At 58.3% G+C, this 20,207-nt stretch carries 17 protein-coding genes; 7 read left to right on the top strand and 10 right to left on the bottom strand.

Features of this window, described 5'->3' with window-relative positions; genetic code table 11:
- The first annotated feature begins 48 nt into the window (after nucleotides 1-48).
- A complete protein-coding gene (fliR, locus tag ACUZ9P_RS05910; RefSeq protein WP_449249018.1) occupies nucleotides 49-840 on the top strand; it encodes a flagellar biosynthetic protein FliR in 792 nt (263 codons plus the stop codon).
- A gap of 124 nt (nucleotides 841-964) precedes the next feature.
- Here the strand turns inward: fliR and ACUZ9P_RS05905 are convergent, their stop codons facing one another.
- The 6 genes from ACUZ9P_RS05905 to ACUZ9P_RS05880 all read right to left on the bottom strand — a co-directional run bounded on the left by ACUZ9P_RS05905 (nucleotide 965) and on the right by ACUZ9P_RS05880 (nucleotide 8,291).
- Complete coding sequence (locus tag ACUZ9P_RS05905; protein ID WP_449249017.1) at nucleotides 965-1,678, bottom strand: DUF268 domain-containing protein; 714 nt, start codon at nucleotides 1,676-1,678, stop codon at nucleotides 965-967.
- Between the two features lie 60 nt (nucleotides 1,679-1,738).
- The gene (locus ACUZ9P_RS05900; RefSeq protein ID WP_449249016.1) at nucleotides 1,739-2,626 is read right to left on the bottom strand and encodes an alpha-1,2-fucosyltransferase; all 888 of its coding nucleotides are present in this window, start codon (nucleotides 2,624-2,626) and stop codon (nucleotides 1,739-1,741) included.
- Nucleotides 2,627-2,763: 137 nt separating this feature from the next.
- Nucleotides 2,764-3,375: a hypothetical protein gene (locus ACUZ9P_RS05895; RefSeq protein WP_449249015.1), complete on the bottom strand. Its 612-nt coding sequence runs from the start codon at nucleotides 3,373-3,375 to the stop codon at nucleotides 2,764-2,766.
- Nucleotides 3,376-3,448: 73 nt separating this feature from the next.
- Nucleotides 3,449-4,462, bottom strand: coding sequence for a glycosyltransferase family 2 protein (locus tag ACUZ9P_RS05890; protein ID WP_449249014.1), 1,014 nt, complete (start codon nucleotides 4,460-4,462; stop codon nucleotides 3,449-3,451).
- A gap of 300 nt (nucleotides 4,463-4,762) precedes the next feature.
- Nucleotides 4,763-6,154 (bottom strand): glutamate--tRNA ligase, encoded by a 1,392-nt coding sequence (gene gltX, locus ACUZ9P_RS05885; RefSeq protein WP_449249013.1) that lies wholly within the window; start codon nucleotides 6,152-6,154, stop codon nucleotides 4,763-4,765.
- Between the two features lie 133 nt (nucleotides 6,155-6,287).
- Nucleotides 6,288-8,291 (bottom strand): ATP-binding protein, encoded by a 2,004-nt coding sequence (locus ACUZ9P_RS05880; protein WP_449249012.1) that lies wholly within the window; start codon nucleotides 8,289-8,291, stop codon nucleotides 6,288-6,290.
- A gap of 287 nt (nucleotides 8,292-8,578) precedes the next feature.
- Here ACUZ9P_RS05880 and argB point away from each other — a divergent pair, with 287 nt between their 5' ends.
- Nucleotides 8,579-9,358: an acetylglutamate kinase gene (gene argB, locus ACUZ9P_RS05875; RefSeq protein WP_298998509.1), complete on the top strand. Its 780-nt coding sequence runs from the start codon at nucleotides 8,579-8,581 to the stop codon at nucleotides 9,356-9,358.
- A 156-nt stretch (nucleotides 9,359-9,514) separates the two neighbouring features.
- On the opposite strand, the gene ACUZ9P_RS05870 is transcribed toward argB, so the two are convergent.
- The 3 genes from ACUZ9P_RS05870 to zraS form a co-directional block, all read right to left on the bottom strand.
- Nucleotides 9,515-10,147 (bottom strand): HD domain-containing protein, encoded by a 633-nt coding sequence (locus ACUZ9P_RS05870; protein ID WP_449249011.1) that lies wholly within the window; start codon nucleotides 10,145-10,147, stop codon nucleotides 9,515-9,517.
- 362 nt (nucleotides 10,148-10,509) lie between these two features.
- On the bottom strand, nucleotides 10,510-11,874 hold the full coding sequence (locus tag ACUZ9P_RS05865) for a sigma-54-dependent transcriptional regulator (RefSeq protein ID WP_209818577.1): 1,365 nt from the start codon (nucleotides 11,872-11,874) through the stop codon (nucleotides 10,510-10,512).
- A 59-nt stretch (nucleotides 11,875-11,933) separates the two neighbouring features.
- A complete protein-coding gene (gene zraS, locus ACUZ9P_RS05860; RefSeq protein WP_449249010.1) occupies nucleotides 11,934-13,457 on the bottom strand; it encodes a two-component system sensor histidine kinase ZraS in 1,524 nt (507 codons plus the stop codon).
- Nucleotides 13,458-13,630: 173 nt separating this feature from the next.
- Between zraS and ACUZ9P_RS05855 the strand changes: the two genes are divergently transcribed.
- A complete protein-coding gene (locus tag ACUZ9P_RS05855) occupies nucleotides 13,631-14,092 on the top strand; it encodes a periplasmic heavy metal sensor (RefSeq protein ID WP_449249009.1) in 462 nt (153 codons plus the stop codon).
- Nucleotides 14,093-14,398: 306 nt separating this feature from the next.
- On the top strand, nucleotides 14,399-14,893 hold the full coding sequence (locus tag ACUZ9P_RS05850; RefSeq protein ID WP_449249008.1) for a Spy/CpxP family protein refolding chaperone: 495 nt from the start codon (nucleotides 14,399-14,401) through the stop codon (nucleotides 14,891-14,893).
- A 378-nt stretch (nucleotides 14,894-15,271) separates the two neighbouring features.
- Here the strand turns inward: ACUZ9P_RS05850 and ACUZ9P_RS05845 are convergent, their stop codons facing one another.
- Nucleotides 15,272-16,396 (bottom strand): radical SAM protein, encoded by a 1,125-nt coding sequence (locus ACUZ9P_RS05845; RefSeq protein WP_449250237.1) that lies wholly within the window; start codon nucleotides 16,394-16,396, stop codon nucleotides 15,272-15,274.
- 342 nt (nucleotides 16,397-16,738) lie between these two features.
- Here ACUZ9P_RS05845 and ACUZ9P_RS05840 point away from each other — a divergent pair, with 342 nt between their 5' ends.
- From ACUZ9P_RS05840 to ACUZ9P_RS05830, 3 genes are all read left to right on the top strand, one after another.
- Nucleotides 16,739-17,026: an integration host factor subunit alpha gene (locus ACUZ9P_RS05840; protein WP_022657574.1), complete on the top strand. Its 288-nt coding sequence runs from the start codon at nucleotides 16,739-16,741 to the stop codon at nucleotides 17,024-17,026.
- A gap of 315 nt (nucleotides 17,027-17,341) precedes the next feature.
- The gene (locus ACUZ9P_RS05835; protein ID WP_449249007.1) at nucleotides 17,342-18,955 is read left to right on the top strand and encodes an MBOAT family O-acyltransferase; all 1,614 of its coding nucleotides are present in this window, start codon (nucleotides 17,342-17,344) and stop codon (nucleotides 18,953-18,955) included.
- A gap of 15 nt (nucleotides 18,956-18,970) precedes the next feature.
- The gene (locus tag ACUZ9P_RS05830; protein WP_027180612.1) at nucleotides 18,971-20,200 is read left to right on the top strand and encodes a hypothetical protein; all 1,230 of its coding nucleotides are present in this window, start codon (nucleotides 18,971-18,973) and stop codon (nucleotides 20,198-20,200) included.
- The last annotated feature ends 7 nt before the right edge of the window (nucleotides 20,201-20,207 follow it).

The following is a 20,207-nucleotide window of genomic DNA, read 5'->3' as shown; positions in this document are numbered from 1 at the left end:
TCACAAGCGTGACGAAATACTTGGCAACCTTTTTGCAAAACTCAATATATGGATGTTTATAATTACGAACCGGCCAGTGTGCTCAGCCTGCTGCTCACCATGATGCGCGTAAGTATCGTCATGTTCATGCTGCCCGTATTTTCCACCAACAACATCCCCACGCAGGTCAAGGCGGCCATAACCATTGTTTTTTGCCTGGGCGTATGGCCGCACCTCACGCTCCCAGCCGCCGCATTGCCTGCGCATCCCTTTGACGTGGCGCTCATGATGCTGGGAGAGATGGTGCTGGGTCTGGTACTTGGCATGGCCGTCAATTTTCTGTTTATGGGCATTCAGGCGGGCGGTGAGCTGCTAGGCTTTCAGATGGGCTTTACCATGATCAACTTTGCCGATCCGCTCACCGGCAACCAGACAGGCGTCACGGCATTTTTTCTGTGGATGGTGTCCCTGCTCGTTTTTCTTAGTCTTGACGGGCATCTGTATATGATCAAGGGATTTGCGGCCTCATTTGACCTGGTGCCGCCGGGAGGGTTGTTTCTCGGGCCTGTGGTGCTGCGTCAGATCCTGTATCTGGCCTCGCAGATGTTTGTGCTGGCCTTGCAGATCGCAGCCCCGGTCATGGTGGCCCTGTTCATGGTTGAAGTGTCGCTGGGCCTCATGGCCCGCACCTCGCCGCAGATACCCATTATGGAATTTGGTTTCCCCATCAAGGTGATGGTGGGCTTTTTCTTTCTGGGGCTGCTCATGGTCATCATGTCTGACCGCATCGCATCCTTTGTGCAGGGGCTGGACGGCCTGTTCATCAACCTACTGCGGTCCATGAGTCCCTTGTACCAGTAAGCCCCTGACAAAATCCAAAACACGTCGCCCGGCTTCCCCTGTCGCCCCTATCCCAAAACACTGTCAGTGCAGAAGGCCCAATTGACGCGGCCAGCCCCCTCCAGCAGTTCAGGCGGCATGCAGGCTACTTCTGTTTTCTGAAAAGAAAGCAACCGCAGCCGTACTTCTGTTGCTGCGCTTCCGCTTCTGAGGCATGCGCAATGAATTCTCCCCTGTCGGTGACAAGGGCAAATTCCTCAAGACACAGGGAGCCAAAGGCCTCTAAAACCGCGCTGTATGTGTAGATACGGTGGGCGTTGTAGTGAATTTTTGCCACCCCGCCTATGGGAACAACAAAGAGCAGACGCCCCCCCTTGCCAAGAACACGCACCAGTTCGCGCATGGCTGTAATATCCCCCTGCGGGGAAAAAGGATCGCCGTAGCGCTCAAGGCCAATATGCTCCACAACGTGCATGCACGACAGGGAATCCACACTTTCATCAGCAAAGGGGAGGCTGGTAAGGTCGGCCCGCTTGCAGCGCAGGTTGCCAAGGGTAAGGGGGGCGGGACGATAGTCGTAAAACGTGATGGGCACAAAGGCCGACGCGATAGACACAAAATAGAGGCTCGAAGAAATGTCTATATGGCTTGCAGGCCGCGTGCGTGCAAGAACGCGTGCCGCCCACGCCGTATGGTAGATATAATGGGCGTCAAAGGGGGTTGTGCCCTGCGCATCATTCAGACAGGGGTGCAGATCTTCCTTGCGGCAGAGGAAACGCCCGCCATCTTGCAGCTGCTCCGCCACTTCCAGAAACCGCAGAAGAAACCGTTCTTTCAGCGCCATTTCTTCACTTTTCACATATCCCCCAGTATCGCTGATCGTTGCCGCAAAAAATGCAAAAAACAGGGTGTGCGCCCGTTATTCTACCGGGCACATATGCCAGCCTTCCACTCGCATGCATTCTCCCGGGATGGGGCTTTTACCGCCACGCCACTTGCTGGGCATGATGACGGTTTTATTCTCCGCCCGCTGCGAAAGCCAGGCCCCCCACCAGCTCAGCGAAGAGTTTGAGATGATGAAGTGTTTACACTGCGTCATCAAAAAGAGATCCCCGGCGACATTGTCGTTGTCGTTGGCATCCACATAAACAAAATCGTAGGGAAGACCGGCGAAGGCTTTTTTTGTCCACTCCATACCGTTGGAAAAAACAAAAAACGTTGGCTTTGGCTGCAAAGCCGCTGCCAAAATTTTGAAGGCGCGTTCAAAATACCGTGGGGTAAGCACCTCATGCATTGAGCCAATGTAGTCGCCGCGGCGTACGTGCACGGCTACCGGCATCGGCGCGGCATGTATGGTTTGCAGCATGGCCTGGTTGCTCTCTTCCACCGCCGGCGCAAACACGTAGGCCTCGCGGATTTCTTTTTCCGCACTGGTTACATACTGCGCATTGACATAATAGCCGCCGAGGTAGGTGGGCTGTTTCAGGGCAAATATTTCAGGATCAAAATTACAAATGCTGTCGGGATAGCGATTGAGAGCTATATGAAAGAACAGACGTTCGTTTTCAGAAGGCAAGCGCAAATTGATATTGGTAAAAACTCGGTTAAGGATAAAAAACCTGTTTTCGACCCCGCGTATATCTTTGCCGTAATGGCGAAACCAGGACAAATCGTGTTTTACCGTAAAGGAACTGTGTTTCCCCACAGCCAACGAAAGGGCGTATTGCCACATTTGACTGCCCAGGCCACCATCCACCTTCACAAGCGCCGTACGCTGGATAGCGGCTACATCGATCGGAAAAGACATTGCGGCTCCTTTATGCGCAATCACCGTGAGTTGCAGGGATGGGCATGGATGCGGTCAAAAAAAGAGCTATTGGGCCTGCCATACCGACAGGTCGCCTTCCTCAAACGGTGCCAGTCCGCAAACGGTTCTGCACAGGCCTACCGGTTGTCAAACTGATGCCGCTGCACGCATAGAGCCACTTCTGCAAAGGATACTGGCGTCTTGCGCTCCAGAATGACGGCGGTATCGGCCTGCTCAACCACGTCAAAATACTCAAGCAGCACATGATAATACTCGCGGGGCGTAAAATCGTGCACCATGATCAGCGGCGTTTTCTCCCTGGTGCGCAGCAGTAGCTGCAAGGCGCAGGCAACCCGGAACCTTCCGTCCACAAGCACAAAATCCAGGCTTGAGGCGTCAACGGCATCCCATATGACCTGATGGTAGTTAAGCCATGCCACGTCAGGCTCATGCGACAGAGGAAATCCCCATTCGCCCGTAGCCCCTATCTCTACATGAAAGGGGCACCAGCGCCGCGCCTTGGCCCATTCCCGCAGAGTGCTGTTGCCCAGCAGCATGCGGTTTATCCACTCCCGGTCAGATTCAACGCTGATCAGCTGGCGTACGCCTTTTTCTGCAAAAAAGGCCGAGCTTCCGCCAGCCCCAAATTCGAGAATGCAGCCATCCGGCGTATATTTGTCCATGAGGGCCACTTCGGCTTCGCTCATCTGGGGCTGCAAGCTTTCCTGGGGAGGAAGAGTGGTATCCATCATTACCTCATTGCGCACGGTTGCGGCAGGCGCCATGCCTTTCTGGCCCGTGAGGTCCATCAGTGCGGCCCTGTCATTGCTGACAATTCCACTTTTGCAGCCGCCACATGTGGGGCTGCGCCAAATGCGGACTGCGCTGCATGGCGGCCGCAAGCCGATCATGCAACAGGGCACTGAACAGATCAGGCGAAAAAAGTTTTCTGGTTGCGTTGGCCATGCGCAGGGTGACAGCCCAATCCACAAGCCCAGACATCTCTTCAGCGGTTTCAACGGGGGCACCGCCATACAGATGGCGGTGATGCATCATCAGTCGGTTGCCAGGCGCAACACCTAGAGCCTGGAATACCTGCATCTGCGCCCTGAAGGCATATTGCGCCTGCTCTGTGCTGCGGGCCGTGGAAATCTGGGCGTCATGCCTGCGATAAAACCCGAGCACATCATCCACATTGGCAAAAGCCATCTGCGGATGACGCAGAAATATCCTGAGGTAAAGCTCGTAATCCAGAGCGCAGATCATTTTTTCAGAATACTGTATGCCAAGGCGGGAAAAAAGATCCCCGTCAAAGGTCACAAAAGGATGCGCCATCGGCGCTTTGAAGAGCAAGTTGGCCTTGATGCTTTCTGAATCAAGAGGCAGCCTGAAAAGCCCGCCCTCACCGGATGGCAGAAAGGCCACAAAATGGCACCCACAGATACCAATATCGGGGTTTGCCTGCATGAGCTGAAGCTGCTTTTCCAGGCGCTGTGGAGCGCAGATATCGTCCGCGTCCATGTGCGCCCAGTACCGCCCCCGGCACTGGGACATAAGCCGGTTGAGACTGCGCGCGATGCCCTGCCCCTCTGCATTGCGCAAAACCTGCACGCGCGGGTCCTGCACGCCCATCATAACGTCGTAGGTTTTGTCGGTGGAGCCGTCATCCAGCATGAGCAATTCAAAATCGTCAACCGTCTGGTCGAGCATGGAGCGCATGGCCTGCTCCACATACTCCTGCACATTGCGGCCTGCCGCAAAAAAAGACACCAGCGGTCTGCTGCTATGGCTCGGGCATGGCGCGCCCGCAACATCCTCGCCCTGTAGATCCGGCATTATCCCCCCTGAAAAGACGCAAGGCCGCAAAGGCACTCTTTTCCACCTTCCCTTGCATGCAATCTCAATACCAGCGCGGATGCGCAAGCTTGCTGCTTCAGAAGAAGCGCACGCTTCAGGCAACCGGGCTCAGACGCGTCAGTGCACGGGGGCAGGAAGGCCGCCTGAGGGTAACATACGCCCATTCTGCGGCACGAGGGTATCCGGCAGTAAAAAACCGGATACCCTCGCCGCTCAAATCAACTCAGGCACTCGTGGCAAAACTGCCCGTTGCGTGAGGTTTTGACAATAAAACGCCTGTTAGCCCATAGCCCGTTGCAGTCGGGCAAGGGTTTCCTGCTTGCCCAGAAAGGCCATGATTTCATTGAGGTGCGAGCCGCCCATAAAGCCCATGAGAGCCGTGCGCAGAGGCGGGGCCACTTCCTTGAACTTCAGCCCGTTGTCGGCAACATAGGCGTTGAGCGCGGCCTCGAGAGCTTCAGCGGTAAAAGGTTCGCACGCGGCAAAAACAGCCGAGAGGGCCTGCAAATGCGCCTTGCCCGCATCGGTAAAATGCTTGGCCGTGTCCTTTTCCACATAGCTGAGTTCTGCGGCAGGCACCACCAACGGACGGAAGGCCTCGCCCAGCGCCTTGAGGTTGTTGGCCCGCTCGCGGAACATGACGCACAATGGCTCAAGCTTTTCCTGCGGCAATGCGCCAAGCCCGGCCTCTTCCACAAAGGGCGCAACCAGCGCCGCCAGTTCTGGCAGGGGTAGCTCACGCATGAAATGGGCGTTGCACCATTCCAGCTTGGCCGGGTCAAAGGCCGCAGCGGCAGGATTCAGATTGGTGCCGTCAAAGTATTCGATCAGCTCTTCCTTGGTAAACAGCTCCTGATTGCCGTGCGACCAGCCAAGCCGCACCAGATAGTTCACCAGAGCCTGAGGCAACAGGCCGTCCTGCTGATACTCAATGACAGCCCGCGCGCCGTGGCGCTTGGAGAGCTTTTGCCGATCCGGGCCAAGGATCATGGGCACATGCCCAAAGCGGGGCACGGGCAGACCCAGAGCTTCATAAATAAGAATCTGGCGCGGCGTGTTGGAAACGTGGTCGTCGCCGCGAACAACATGGGTGATGCCCATTTCGTAGTCGTCCACCACCACGGCCATATTGTAGGTGGGCATGCCGTCTGCGCGGCGGATAACCATGTCGTCCAGTTCGGTGACATCCACGGCTATCTTGCCCTTCACCAGATCGTCAAAAACCACCTTGCCCGCCACAGGCGCCTTGAGGCGCACGCAGTGCCCCTCGCCGGGGCCGATGTTCCGTTCGCGGCAGCGTCCGTTATAGCGAGGCTTGAGGCCGTTCTGACGGGCTTCTTCGCGCATGGCTTCCACTTCTTCCGGCGTGCAGGAGCACCAGTAGGCGTGGCCTGTTTCCAGCAGCTTGTCCACATAGCGGTTGTACACGTCGGCCCGCTGGGTCTGGTAGGTCAGCTCGCCGTCCCAGTCCAGCCCAAGCCAGCGCATGGAGGCTAAGATGGAATCGGTATATTCCTGCTTGGAGCGCAGCAAATCAGTGTCTTCAATGCGCAGATGAAAACGTCCGCCGGAGTGGCGGGCCAGAAGCCAGCAAAAAATGGCGGTACGTGCACCGCCTATGTGCAGATGCCCTGTCGGGCTGGGTGCAAATCGGGTTACCACTTGAGTCATGTTGCTTTCCTTGAAACTGGCGTTGGGGGGAAGGTCGCGCATGGGCGGCTGAGTGTCAAGGGCCGCTGCGCAAGTGAAGGCGGCTTTGCCGCGTCCGGCAAGCCTGCTGCCGTCCGCAGAGCATCAGACATTTCTACTCTGCCGGGTTGCGGCTGAAAAGTTTGAGCGTGCGCCGCAGATCGGCAAGGTTAACGGGCTTGGTCAGGTGCGCGTCCATGCCTTCCTGCATGCTGCGTTCCGCATCGCCCCGCATGGCATAGGCCGTCATGGCGATAATGGGCACGGTTTTCGCCTCCGGCAGGTTACTGGCCCTGATGGCGCGCGTGGCGGAATAGCCGTCCATAACCGGCATCTGCACATCCATGAGGACAATATCAATCTCCGCGCTCCGCTGGTTCCAGATTTCCACGGCCTCCTGCCCGTTGACGGCAGAAATGCAGGTTATGCCCATGTCTTCCAGCAGCACTTCCATGATCTCGCGGTTAATATCGCCGTCTTCGGCCAAAAGCACCCGCAGGCCCTGAAGCGACGCGGCTTCGTCCCCGCTGCTTTCTTCTGCCTGCTCCTGCGCGCAGTCTTGACTGCAAATGGCAAAGGGCAGTTCCACACGAAAAACGCTCCCCTGACCCGGCTCGCTCTGCACGGAAATGCTCCCGCCCATGAGGGCGATCAGGCGGCGGCATAAGGAGAGGCCAAGCCCCGTGCCGCCAAATCTGCGGGTGATGGACGTATCCGCCTGCGAAAAAGGCGTAAATGCGCGGGCCAGTTCATCGGGCGACATGCCAATGCCTTCATCGCTCACAAGAAAGGCCAGCCGCGCCTTGCCGTCACTTTGTTCCAGCAGCTCCACGGCCAGACGCACCGTGCCGCGCTCGGAAAATTTCAGGGCGTTGCCGCCCAGATTCAGCAGAATCTGCCGCAGGCGCAGGGCGTCACCGGAGAGGATTTCCGGGATGCGAGGGTCCATGTGACTCTCAAGACTGAAATCCTTGAGCTTGTGCCCAACCTTGGGCCGCAGCAGGGACATGACCGACTCAAGTTCCTTGCGCGGTTCAAAAGGCAGATTTTCAAGCTCCAGATGGTTGGCCTCAATTTTTGAAAAATCCAGCAAATCGTTGATGATATCCAGCAGCGATTCACAGGTTGCATGGATTTTTTCCACATAATCCCGCTGCTGGGGATTCAGGGGGGTGTTGAGCACCAGATGCGCCATGCCCATGATGCCGTTCATGGGGGTGCGTATCTCGTGGCTCATGTTGGCCAGAAAAATGCTCTTGGCGGCATTGGCGGCTTCGGCGGCCTCCTTGGCCTCGCGCAGGATGCGCTCGTGCTGGCGCGCCTCCGTCACATCGCTGATATAACCGGCAATGCGCAGCACTCCCGGCCCGCTCACAATCTCATAGGCCAGGGCATACCAGCGCAAGCCCTTACGCGGGTGAGCAACCCGCAAGTCCAGATGCTTCTGCCCGCCAGCCGTCCACCCGGCGGGGTCGCACAGTTTGCGCCACTTGGGCTGATCCTCGCTTACAATGCGCGAACCCAGGATCTCAAGTCTGTCCGCCGTGTTTGCGGCCGTATTGATGCCAAACTGCTCATAAAAAACATCATTGCCTGTGATGTCCAGACCGGAATTTTCAAGGCGCGCTATCTCAAAAACTCCAAGCCAGCCCAGGCGACAGGCCAGCGAAAGCCGCACAAGCCCCTCGCGCAGGCTCTGATGCGCCTCGTGCAGCTCCGTCATATCCTGATGATAGCCGACAACCCGCACAACATCATCATTATCGGCGCTGATGCGCCGCCCGCCGCAGCGCACAGGCACCAGCCCCCACGTGGGATGGTTGTACTGGTAGCGCACTTCATGCATGGCCGTGTCTGCAATAAATTCGTCATGGATGGCCCACAGATGGGGGCGGGAGCGGGCATCAACCCTGTCCACCCAGAAGTTGAAGCATTCTGCGGGGGTCATTTCTTCGCTTGCACCAAGCAGGCGCAGGGTCACCGGATTGGCAAGCATGGATATATGACCGGTGTTTCTGTCGATATCAATGACCCACAGCCCCACATTGGCAGCAGCCAAGGCTTCGCTGTTCCAGTCCTCATTGCGGGACGCGTCTTTTGCAGCGCTTTTTGCGGCCATAACTCCCCCGTTTTCCATTGTACCATACATAGCTGTTTTGCTACTCCAAGACAATGCCGGGGAAGGTTGGGCTGCCAGGGGCCAACGTAATTTGCTCACGGCAACAATCAAAAATTTTACGCATCGCCACACGCTTGTCACATACGACTCTTGCAGGGCGGCGCACAGGGTGCTAGTGCTTCCAACTGTAAACCAAGTACGCAATACTGATGAAAGGCCCGCGCCTGCGCCTAAGCGCGAACGAGGCGGAGCAGCCTTTCCGGCCAGACGGCCAAAGGATCAAACAGATGAAAAACGCTACAGTCGTTATCAAATACGGCGGACACGCCATGGACAAGCCCGAACTCAGTTCGGCCTTTGCAGCAGACCTTGCGCAGCTTACCGAACAGGGCATGGGCCTTGTGGTGGTGCACGGCGGCGGCCCGCAGATTTCTGCCCTGCTCAAACGCCTGAGCATTGAAAGCCATTTTGTGGACGGCCTGCGCGTTACAGATGCCGCCACCATGGAAGCTGTTGAAATGGTGCTGTGCGGGCAGGTGAACAAGGCCGTGGTCAACGAATTTACACGTCAGGGCGTGCGCGCTGCGGGCATTTCAGGCCGCGATGGCGGGCTGCTGCGCGCAAAGGTGAAGAATCCCGCCCTCGGCTTGGTGGGTACTGTGGAAACGGTCGACCCCGCCCTGCCCCGCTGCCTGCTGAATGGAGGCTTTGTGCCCGTTGTGGCCCCTGTGGCCTCCGGACCGGACGGCGAAGCCCTGAACATCAATGCCGACACCGCCGCAGGCGCGCTGGCAGGGGCCATCGGCGCGGAATATTTTGTGCTGATCTCTGATGTTCCCGGCGTGCTGGATGCTGACGGAAGGATCATTCCCAGCCTCAACCGTACGGAAATCCAGAACCTGCGTGAGGCGGGCGTCATCACCGGGGGGATGATCCCCAAGGTGGAAGCCTGCCTTAACGCCCTGGACGCAGGCTGCCAACGCGCGCTCATTCTTGACGGGCGTTCGCCTTCAAGCCTGCGCCGCTACCTGCTTGACGATGCCCCGCTTGGCACTGTGGTCGCCTAGGGCGTTATAACTGCGGGATGTGTTGCGGGGAAAAAGCAGACTGCCAGTTAAAAGGCTGCCCGGCTCCCCAACAAAACATCAAATAAGGCCCGAGACCGGATGACGCGGCAATGCGCCGCCCGGTTTCGGGCCTTTCATACTTCTGAAAATCTGTTTTTAGCGACCTCGCCGCACCCACCATTCCCGCTCAACCTGCCCATACCACCAGCGGTTGTGATCCGCACGCAGCACAGCCTCTGCCACCTGCTGCGCCGCAGGGCTGCGCAGACGCTTTACCGCGCTTTCCAGCCACTGGGCGGCAAAGGCATTGCCCTTGTCCAGCTCGGCCTTGAGGTTGCAGATGAGATCAAGCTGGTCGGCATCGTGCGCCAGAATGGCCTCACGGCTGGCTTCTTCCTCCAGCTCGTCCCAGAGGGGCAGCACGTCTCCCTCAAGCCCGGTTCCATCCACGCAGTCTTCCAGCGCCTTGCGGGCCTGGCACTGCGCATAGCGGTGGTTCACGTAGTTCAGATCGCCCGTGCGCGCCTCGTGCAAATCATGGAACAGGCAAAGATACGTCACCCGCGCTGGATCCATATCGCACATGCGAGCCAGCACATAGCCCATGACGCTCACCCGGTAAGAATGTTCGGCCACGTTCTCCTGCCCGGTGCCCAAAAAGGCGTAACCCGTGCGGGGCGTATGCCGCAGCATGCCGACTTCGTTAAAAAAATCCGCAATCCGGTCAAGCCTATCCGCGCTCACGTCCATAGCCGGGAAATCACCGTTGTTGCTCTTGGATTCACTCATGTATGTTCAATACCGATCCCGGCGGCCTGTGGCAAGGATGCGCGGCGCTGATGGGAGAATGGACAAAAAACGCCTCCGGCGGTTCAAGGGCTGCGCCCTCAAGAACCCCGATTCACCCAATCTTGCCTGCTAATTCATGAGCTTGTCACTGCACTCCGCTGCCTTTTCCGACGAAGGAAACTTCCTATCGCCTTTTACTGGCGGGAGTGTTTTACACGGCAATAACTTTTCGACTGTCTTTTGTATGTGGAAATTTTGTGCGTTGACGAGGCCCGCAAGGAGCGACAGAGGGAGTGGACGGTTCGGTCCATGACCGATGTCGCCTCCGCAGCGGAACGCCGTCAGCGCGCAAAAGAACCCGATCACTCAAGGCCGTACTTGCGGAGCTTGTTATGCAGAGTAGCCCTCGTAATTCCCAACTGCCGGGCCGCCTCGCTCTTGTTATCGCCTGTCTGGCGCAGGGTTTCCTCGATGGCGCGGCGCTCCACGGCATCAAGGGGCAGGCCTGCCAGGGAGGCGTCCACCTCGGGCTGGCGCTCGTCGGGCAGGGCGGGGCCTGTGACCACAGAGGGCAGTTCGCGCTCGGTGATGAGGTCGCCGTTGCAGAGAATCACGGCGCGTTCCACGGCGTTTTCCAGTTCGCGCACATTGCCGGGCCAGCCGTAACGCAGCATGCAGGCCAGAGCTTGCGGCGAAAATCCACGCACGCTTTTGCGGTTGCGGCTGGCAAAGCGTTCCAGAAAATGCGCGGCAAGCACGGGGATATCCTCGGCGCGGTCGCGCAGGGGCGGCACTTCAATACAGATAACATTGAGGCGGAAATACAGATCCTCGCGAAAGCGCTTTTGGGCCACTTCTTCGCGCAGGTCGCGGTTGGTGGCCGCCAGTATGCGCACATCCACGGTTATGGCGGCATCGGCCCCCACGCGCTGCACCTCGCCCTGCTGCAAGGCGCGCAAGAGCTTTGACTGAAGGGCAAGCGGCATCTCGCCGATTTCGTCCAGGAAAAGCGAGCCGCCGTTGGCCTGGGCAAAGCGCCCCTCGCGGCGGCGATCCGCGCCGGTGAACGAGCCCTTTTCGTGCCCGAACAGCTCGGATTCCAGCAGATTTTCGGCCAGGGCCGCGCAGTTCACTGTTACCAGCGGTTTATCCGCTCTTGCGCTGGCGCAGTGCAGGGCGCGGGCCACCAGTTCCTTGCCTGTGCCGGATTCGCCGGAAATGAGCACTGTGGCCTCAGTTGGGGCAACAGTGGCGATAATCTCCTGCATGGCGCGGATGGGGGCGCTGCGACCAAGGATGCCGGGGCGCGCTGCGGCATCGCTGAGCTGACGGCGCAGCTCGCGGTTTTCCACACTGAGGCGCGAATGCTCAATGGCTTTTTCAAGCGTATGCCTGAGAGCCTCAAAATCCAGCGGCTTGACCAGATAGTCGTATGCGCCGAGGCGCAGAGCTTCCACGGCTGTTTCCACTGATGAATAGGCCGTCATGAGCACCACGGGCAGAGCCGGATTATATTCAAGAATGTTTTTGAGCGCGTGGATGCCGTCCATGCGCGCCATGCGCACGTCAGTCAGCACGGCGTCAAAGGATTTTTCGCGCACCAGCGGAATGGCCTCGTCGCCGTCCGTGGCTTCTTCCACAGCATAGCCCCAAGAGCGCAGCATGGTGCGCAGCATGCCGCGGTGTGCATCGTCATCGTCTACAACCAGTATGCAGTTGCTCACCATATCCTCACTTTATGCTTGGCATAAACCTGAAATCCCGGGCCGCGCCGCAGCCGCGCAGGTTATTTTTTACGATTGCCCTGCGCCACTGCGCCTTCTGCCGCGCGGGGCAGCCAGATGCTGAACGTGGTCTCCCCACGGCGCGCAGTTTGCGCGGGGCGCGAGGTAACGCTGATTTCGCCGTCGTGGGCTTCCACAATCTTGTGCACCATGGCAAGCCCCAGCCCCGTACCCTGCCCCTTGGTGGTATAGTAGGGGTCAAAAATATGCGGCAACTGGCTGGCCTCAATACCTGTGCCGTTATCACGCACCATAAGGCACACGCGCCCCTTGCGCTCCACAATGGCAAGCGTGAGCTGCCCGCCATCGGGCATGGCGTCCAGAGCATTGAGGCAGAGGTTCAACAGGGCCTGCCCCATGCGCTCAGGGTCGGCCAGGGCCAGCGGCACCCGCCGGGGCGAACGGCAGACAATCTTGACATTGCGCTTGTCCGCATCCTGATGGATGAGGCGAGTCACGTGATCCACCACAAGTTTGAGATCCGCCGGGTGCGGGCTCACATCGCTGGGACGCGAGAGACCTATGAGATCCATAATTACGCGATTGAGTCGGTCAACCTCATGCACCATCACATTGGCGGCTTCGCGGTCTTCGCTTCCTTCGGGAAAACGCTGACCGAAGTAGGTGGCGTAGCCCTTGATGGAGCTGAGAGGATTGCGGATTTCGTGCGCAACGCCTGCGGCCAGATTGCCCACAGCGGCCAGTTTTTCCTTGCGGCGCACTTCTTCTTCAAGCCGGCGCACCTTGCCCTCGGCCATGCGCTGCCGCTGACGCGACTCCCGCGCCCGCTCGGCATAGTACAGGGCCACCAGACAGGCCAGCCCCACCAGCAGGGTCACAGCGGCCAGCATGGCTACGTAGTCCCGGTTCTGGCTGCGCGTTATTTCAAAGGGCGAAAGGTCAAGCCCGAGAAAAATCACCGGCAGGGGAAAGCCCCTCGGCAGATCGCGTATGCCCGGCGAAAATTGCCTGTACACGGCAAACACGCGCCGCCCCTCCATGCGCATGATGCCCCAGTGGGGCAGCATGTCGGGGGCAAGATCGCGCATGGTGGCCTCATCGGCTTCGTGCGAGCCCACCTGCAAAATTTCGCCAAGCCGGGCAGGATTGCTGTGCGCCACAATGGTGCCGTCAGGCATGGTCACGGCCACAAAAACAATGCCGGGGCTTTCACCCATTTCTTCCAGCAGCACCTGAAGGCGGACGCCAGCCTCGCTGCGCATGCCCGAGCGCAGGATGCTCTCAAAGGCGATGATCAGCGATGAGCCCTTTTCCGCCAGCAGGCGGGCCATGGCCGCCTCGCTGCGGTCAATGGAAATAAGGGTCAGCAGCGTCACCATTAGGGCCAGCACAACGGCGGCCCCGCCCAGCAGCAGGCCGAGCGGCGTATGCGCGCCAACAGCGGTTGCCTGCGCTGTCCGCGCCTTGTCTGTGGGACTTGCGGGATTTGTGGGGTTTGCTGCGGCTGTGCCCTGTTGCGCAGCTTCCTGCCCGTTTTTTTCAGCCGTGCTGTTTTCCATGTTCATACGGCACACTCTGTATTGCGGCGGCACCGCCAAGGGCGCACCACGAGTAAAAAAATTTGCACGCTTTTTGCAATAAAATAATCATTCCTTGTGCCCACAAAGCCGGGAATCTTGCCACCCCGCTCAGTGATTGGTATGAGAGCGGGACGAGTTTATTCTTCAGAAGGTCTTTTATGATGAAACCCCTTCTTTCCCTTTGTGTTCTGGCCAGTCTGTGCCTCCCCCAGCCAACGGCGGCGGATCAGACCGACTATGCGGAATATACACCTTCGCCGGGAAGCCCCGCAGCCAACCACGCCGCAGATATGCGGACATGGCTGCAACAGCTTTCGCCCGCGCAACGGGCCAAAGCCCAGGCCGTCATTGACGAATACTCCCCCAAGGTGAACGATCTGCGCAAAAGCATCATGCTGAAAAAAAACGAGCTTGCCCACCTGAGCTACAACCAGACCACCTCGCCGGAAACGCTGCCCCGTCTGGGGCATGAATTACAGCAATTGCGAGATGAACTGCGCGCCCTTCTGCAACGAGCAGACCAGCGCATGGGTATTGAGGTAGGCGTTCCGCTTGGCAGCCCGCAAACCCGCGGGTGCAGCATGGAATATCCCGGTCTGTCCACTTCCGCCAGCAAATAACCGCGACAATCTGCTCGCAACAACACGCGTCCGCCCTCAAGGCGGGCGCGTTTTTTATTCAATTTTGCCCGGCGACCCCTGTAAGAAAATTATGCAGATGTACAAATTTTATACAGAGACAATGCCCGAATGTATAAAAAACATACGCTTCTCTGCCCGCAGGCGCAACGGCAACAGGGAACACCACATTAAAATACTAATTTTATTAAATAAAATTTAGTTGGCACACGCATTGCTATATACGAAGCAAACGTTGCAGGAACAACGAAACCATATACGAGAAAAAAGACTACGAGGTAGCCTTCCATGAAATCCAAAAACATCGCCATCGCAGCCATACTTGCCGCAACCCTGCTGGGTGGCGCCATAACTGCCTACAGCCAGCCTGGCCCCGCAGGCGATATGCCCGAAGGCATGCGGGAAATGGGCGGCTGCATGGGTGAAATGCCCTGCCCTGGCATGCAGGGACACGGCATGATGGGGCGTGGGGCCTACACCCCCGAACAGCAGCAGAAGTATGATGCCATTGTGGCTGAGTTCGTCAAACAGATGGAACCCGTAAAGGACCAGATGTTCATCAAGAGACAGGAGCTGCGCGCCCTGCAAAATGCCTCCAACCCCGACATTGCGGCTGTGCGCGCCACTGCCACCGAATTGCTGCAACTCAGAAAGCAGCTCGGTCAGATGCACGAAACCATGACCCAGCGTCTTGAAAAGGAAGTGGGCAAGCCTGCCGCTGCCCCCATGCCCAAAAAGGACGCACCCGCTGCGGCGAAACATCAGCACGGCGCGGCCCAGTAACCACAACTTAACCCAAATTGCCGCTCCCAACTCGTCCGCCCAAGGCGGTTGACATATACAGAATCACAGAGAACAAATTTCCGTCCTGCCCCCTACCCCCAAGGGGGGTATCACGGAGCCTCCAAGAACCTCCTCCTTTGAACAGAACCTTATAACCATCAACACCCTCCCTCCCTTCTCGGCCGCCGGTTCCCCCCCGGCGGCCGCCTCCTTTTCCAGAGCAGACAACAAACGCACAGAATCCGCCGTAACGCGGGTTCTGTGCGTTTTGCCCTGCGCGGTATTACTCTGGCCGCGCTTGAATTTTAGTAACTGGGCGTGGGAAAAACCTTTTTACAAAAGGCGTCTCCCTGCAAAACATTTCGCTTCCAACCAGACCTAGATGAAAACAAGCTGCGGCGAGATGTTATCGTCAAAAAATACCGTGCGCAGCCCCAGCGCAGCCCATCTGGCGCGCAGTTCACCCTTCGCGCCCCAAAAGAACCCCTGGGCGGCCCGGGGCAGCAGCAAATCAAACTGCGCGGCTGGTGTTGCCGCACCCTCGCCAAGCACTTCCCTTACCGCCAACAGCAAGGCACGGCCCTTGACCCTGCCGCCAAGCTCCCTGTCCACAGGCCCGGCAAGAACGGCACTCTCCAGCCCCGGCTCCGGGGCAAGCCCCATGCGGATCACGGACACGTTGGCCCGCGCTGCCATGAGCCAGCCGTGGGCAAGGCTTTCAAGCGTATCCTCCAGCGGCCAGGGTTTGTAGCTCCCCTCGCGCCACATGGCGGCAAGACCGGTGCCTTCAAGCACAAGGCAGGGATAAAACCGCAGCATCTGCGCGCCCGCAGCAAGGGCCGTTGGCACATCGTCCCTAAAAAACTGCGTGCTATGCCCCGGCATGCCGGGCAAGAGCTGCACCACCAGCTTGAGGTTCGCAGCCCGCACAAGGGCGCAGGCCGCCTGGGCAGCGCCGCCGGTATAGCCCCGGCGGGAGGCGGCAAGGGCACTGTCGGCAAAACTCTGCACGCCCAGCTCCACCACACCGCAGCCTGCGGCGCGCAACCTCTCCAGTATTGGGGCATCGACCCTGTCCGGACGGGTTGAACAGCGGAAGGAACTTATCCAGCCTTTTTGCTGCGCCTCACAGGCCAGATCAAGGCAGGCTGCCAGATCTTCCTCGGGCAATGCGGTGAACGTGCCGCCGTAAAATGCCAGTTCCGCCGCAGCCTGCCCGCTTTCATGACGCAGACGAAGATTCTCCCGTGCGGCGAGCAGCAGGCCCTCTACACTTGCGGCGCGCGAACTTTCCGCCCTGTCCGGATTTTGGCAACCGCCAATACCCGTCTGCACATCCTGCGCGCAAAAAACACAGCGCACAGGGCAGCCCCTGAATGGTAAAAAAACTGGCACCACTGCCTGCCTTTGTGCCGCACTGCGCCGCAGCCATGTAAAATCCAGCGGCACTACGCGCCCTTTGCCCCCAGTTTGCGATGAACGTTGCGCAATATTCTGAGTCATATCCATATCAGCCCCCCAATATGTGGTTCGGCGGCTGCTTCACAGCAGGTATTCTCGGAATGAGATTGCCTATAAAGGGGTGAAGAAATGCCCATAAAGATCATGGACAAAAACTTTTTTTTGGGGGGCATATGGGGCTCGCTGACTGTGAAACGGTATGTAGAGCGCATTGGACGGCAAATAACATGCAGGCGATTTTTTTAAAAAAATCTTGCTCTGTCTGTAAGTTGCGTGTATTTTACACAAAAGTTCCGTTTGTGTGAAGCTGACAAACATTGCTGCGGGGCATTAGGGACACTGAGTTCCACTCAGCCATACCAGCGCACTGCGCCGGAGAGCACTATGAAAAAAACACTGACCAAAGCGGACATCGTGGAGGCCATCTACGAAGAAACGGACAAAAACCGCGTAGATGTCAAGAACGTGGTAGAAAAACTGCTGGAGATCATGAAGGTCGCCATCAAAAAAGACCGGGCCCTGCTTATCAGCGGCTTCGGCAAGTTTGAGTGTTATGACAAGGCCTCCCGCAAGGGCCGCAACCCTAAGACAGATGAAACCATCACCCTGCCGCCGCGCAAGGTTATGGTGTTTCGCCTCTCGCGCAAGCTTCGCGCAGAGCTGAACCCCTAGGCAAGCTCGGAGCCTCGGCAGCCTTGGCATGCCGGAGGGGGCGCGTGTGACGCGTTTCTTGTCGTGCGCGCTTTTTCTTTGCCATTTGGCCTACAAAAAATGCACAGCCCGGCACGGCAGACATGCATGCCGGGCTTGAGCAACCGCCTTGCCCTGCTGTGCGGAACGCAAGGCGGCACTGGGGATCAAAGCAGGGTGCCCGGCATTTCGGCGGCTCAGCCGCAGAGTGCGGAGCATCCCACACCGCAAACTCGGAAGAATCCAGGCTGACGCCAGCGCGGCGGGCATGTCCACGCCGTCCAACGGGAGTCGCACATGCTTTTCAACTCGTACACATTCCTTTTCGCCTTTCTACCCCTGCTGCTGGTATGCTGGCGGCTGACCCAGGGCTACGGCCCCACGGGTCTTGCCCTGGTGCTGCTGGCTTTTTCCGTAGTATTTTACGGTTTGTGGGGTTTGCCCTTCCTGATTCTGCTGGCTGTGATTCTGGGCATGAACTATGCCTTTGCCCTTGCCCTGGCAGCGCCAGAGCCAGAGCAAAAACAGGATGCAGCCCCCGCTGAAAACGCGGAAGGCGATGCCGAAAAGGCCTGCCTGTGCGGTTCGCGCAAGCAGGCTGGCTGCCGGTTCCACCTGAGCCGCAAGGGTCTGCTTATCCTTGCTCTGGTGCTCAACCTGCTGCCCCTGCTGTGGTTCAAGTATTCCGCCTTTCTGGCCCAGAATCTTGGGGCGCTGCTGCATGCGCAGTGGCATTTCACCCCGCCCGGGCTGCCCTTGGGTATTTCTTTTTATACCTTCATCCAGATCGCCTGGCTTGTCAGCGTATACCGTGGGCAGGTAACGCCTCAGGGCTTTACGCGGCATGCGCTGTTCTCCGCATGTTTTCCCTATGTGATTTCCGGGCCAATCGTGCGTTATGAGCAGATAGGCCCGCAGTTTGATACCCTTGCCCCCACCAATGCTGAGAATCTGGCTCAGGGCTTTACGCTTTTTACCTTCGGCATGATCAAAAAGGTTCTGCTGGCCGACAGCATTGCCATGTACGCCGACTCTGTCTTCAATGCGGCGGAAAAGGCCTTTCCGCTCAGCGGGGCCGAGGCGTGGCTGGGTTCTCTGTGCTATACCTTCCAGCTGTATTTCGACTTTTCGGGCTACACGGACATGGCCATTGGCCTTGCCCTCATGCTGGGCCTCAAACTGCCGGAAAACTTTGATTCGCCCTATAAATCCACAGGCATTGTGGACTTCTGGCGGCGCTGGCACATCACGCTCAGTTCGTGGCTGCGCGATTTTCTGTACATCCCCCTTGGCGGCAACCGCAAAGGGCGGCTCATGCAGTACCGCAACCTGTTTCTGACCATGCTGATCGGCGGCGCGTGGCACGGCGCTGGCTGGACCTTTATTGTCTGGGGCGCGCTGCACGGTTCCATGCTGGGCATCAACCACTTTTTCCGCGCCTGCATCAAGGGCAAAACGCTGGAGCGCGTATTGGCCCTTGCGCCGTTGCGCATCTGCTCCATCCTGTTTACATTTTTCTGCATCAATCTGTGCTGGGTTGTGTTCCGCGCGCTGACAATTGAAGGCGCGGGCCGCATGTTCAAAGCCATGTTCACAGGGCCGTTTACGCGTGAAGCGGCGGGCCTGAGCGCAACAACCGACGGGCTTACGGGCTTTGCCGCCCTGGTGGCCCGCTGGCTGCCCAACAACTACATTCAGGGATGGGTTCCCTTTGCCCTGCTGCTGGTGAGCTTTCTGGTGGTCTGGGCGCTGCCCAACAGCCGCGAGATTCTGCACGGCAGACGCGATGGAAGCCGCCCGCGCCTGAGCTGGCGGCCCACAGCCGCCTGGGCTACGGGGCTGGCCGTTATGGCCTTCCTCACCCTGATTCTGGTTTCGCGCAAGGCGACCTTCCTGTACTTCCAATTTTAACCACGCGTGAACGCCATGAACAACACAGAAACCGCCTTTTTGAAGCGTTATTTTCTCGTGCTGCTGGGCCTTGTCCTGGCGGGATGCCTGCTGGCCGTTCCCTATACCGCGTGGTGGCTGCACAGCAGCGGCGACGTAGCCGTGGAACGGGCCGTCAACGAACAGTCCAAGGGGAATTTTGCCGTGTTTGGATCCGGCGTTTCCCAGGATTTTGTGGACTACAAACTGCAACTCTATGCCAAGGTGAAGCCTGAAATCGCCGTCGTGGGTTCCTCGCGGGTCATGCAGTTCCGGGGCGCATACTTCCGCAAGCCTTTCCTCAATGTGGGCGGCACGGCGGGCAATCTGCCGGTGCTGCGCTCCACCATTGATGCCATGCTGCGCATCCACAAGCCGGATGCCATCATCATCGGGCTGGACTTCTGGTGGTTCATGCCGCAGTGGAATGCCGATCCTTTCAAGGAAGAACCGCCCACCAGCGGATCGTACAACTACGGTTTCGACAGCCTCAAGAAACCTTGGACATGGCTGCTTGAAGGCAAGATTTCGTTCAGGGACTTTATCGCCCCCATGTTGCCGCAGTCCATGGGCGGATTCCGCAACGTCCGTTACGGCATCATGGCCCAGCAGTACAACGACGGCTTTGGCTCTGACGGCTCCTGGTATTATACAGGTGAAAGCACCGGACAAAAGCGGCCCTTTGACTACCAGTTCGAGGACACCCTCAAGCAGGTACGCTACGGTACCAAGGCCTTTTTCCACGCCAAGCCACTGGCTGACAGCCGCGACCCCGGCGGCATCAGCAGCGCCCATCTGGACGCCTTTGCAGAAATTTACTGCCGGCTCAAGGCCAGGGGCATTGCCACCTTTGTTTTCATTTCGCCCCTTTCTGTCCGTGTGCTTGACGCCATGCGCGAACGTGAGGCCGATTATCCGCACCTCTTCAAGCTGCGCGACGCCCTGCTTGCCCGTGGCATTGATGTTATGGAATTTACCGACCCGCGCACCTTTGCCTCTGGCGACTGCGAGTTCTTTGACGGTTTCCACGGCGGGGAAGTCACCTACGCGCGCATGCTGCGTGATATGGCCGACCGCTGGCCCGCCTTGCTGGCTTACGTGAATATGGATAGAATCAATGCCACCTTGCGCGACTGGCGCGGCTATGCTCTGGTGCCTGACGAGCGCCTCACAAGCCGCCCGGAAGTGGACTTTATGAATTTTAACTGCCCCAAACGTAAACCGTAAGGAACAC

This window comes from Desulfovibrio intestinivivus (genome assembly GCF_053570665.1).
The sequence above is the reverse complement of the archived record's forward strand: the minus strand, read 5'-3'. Positions and strand labels throughout refer to the sequence as shown.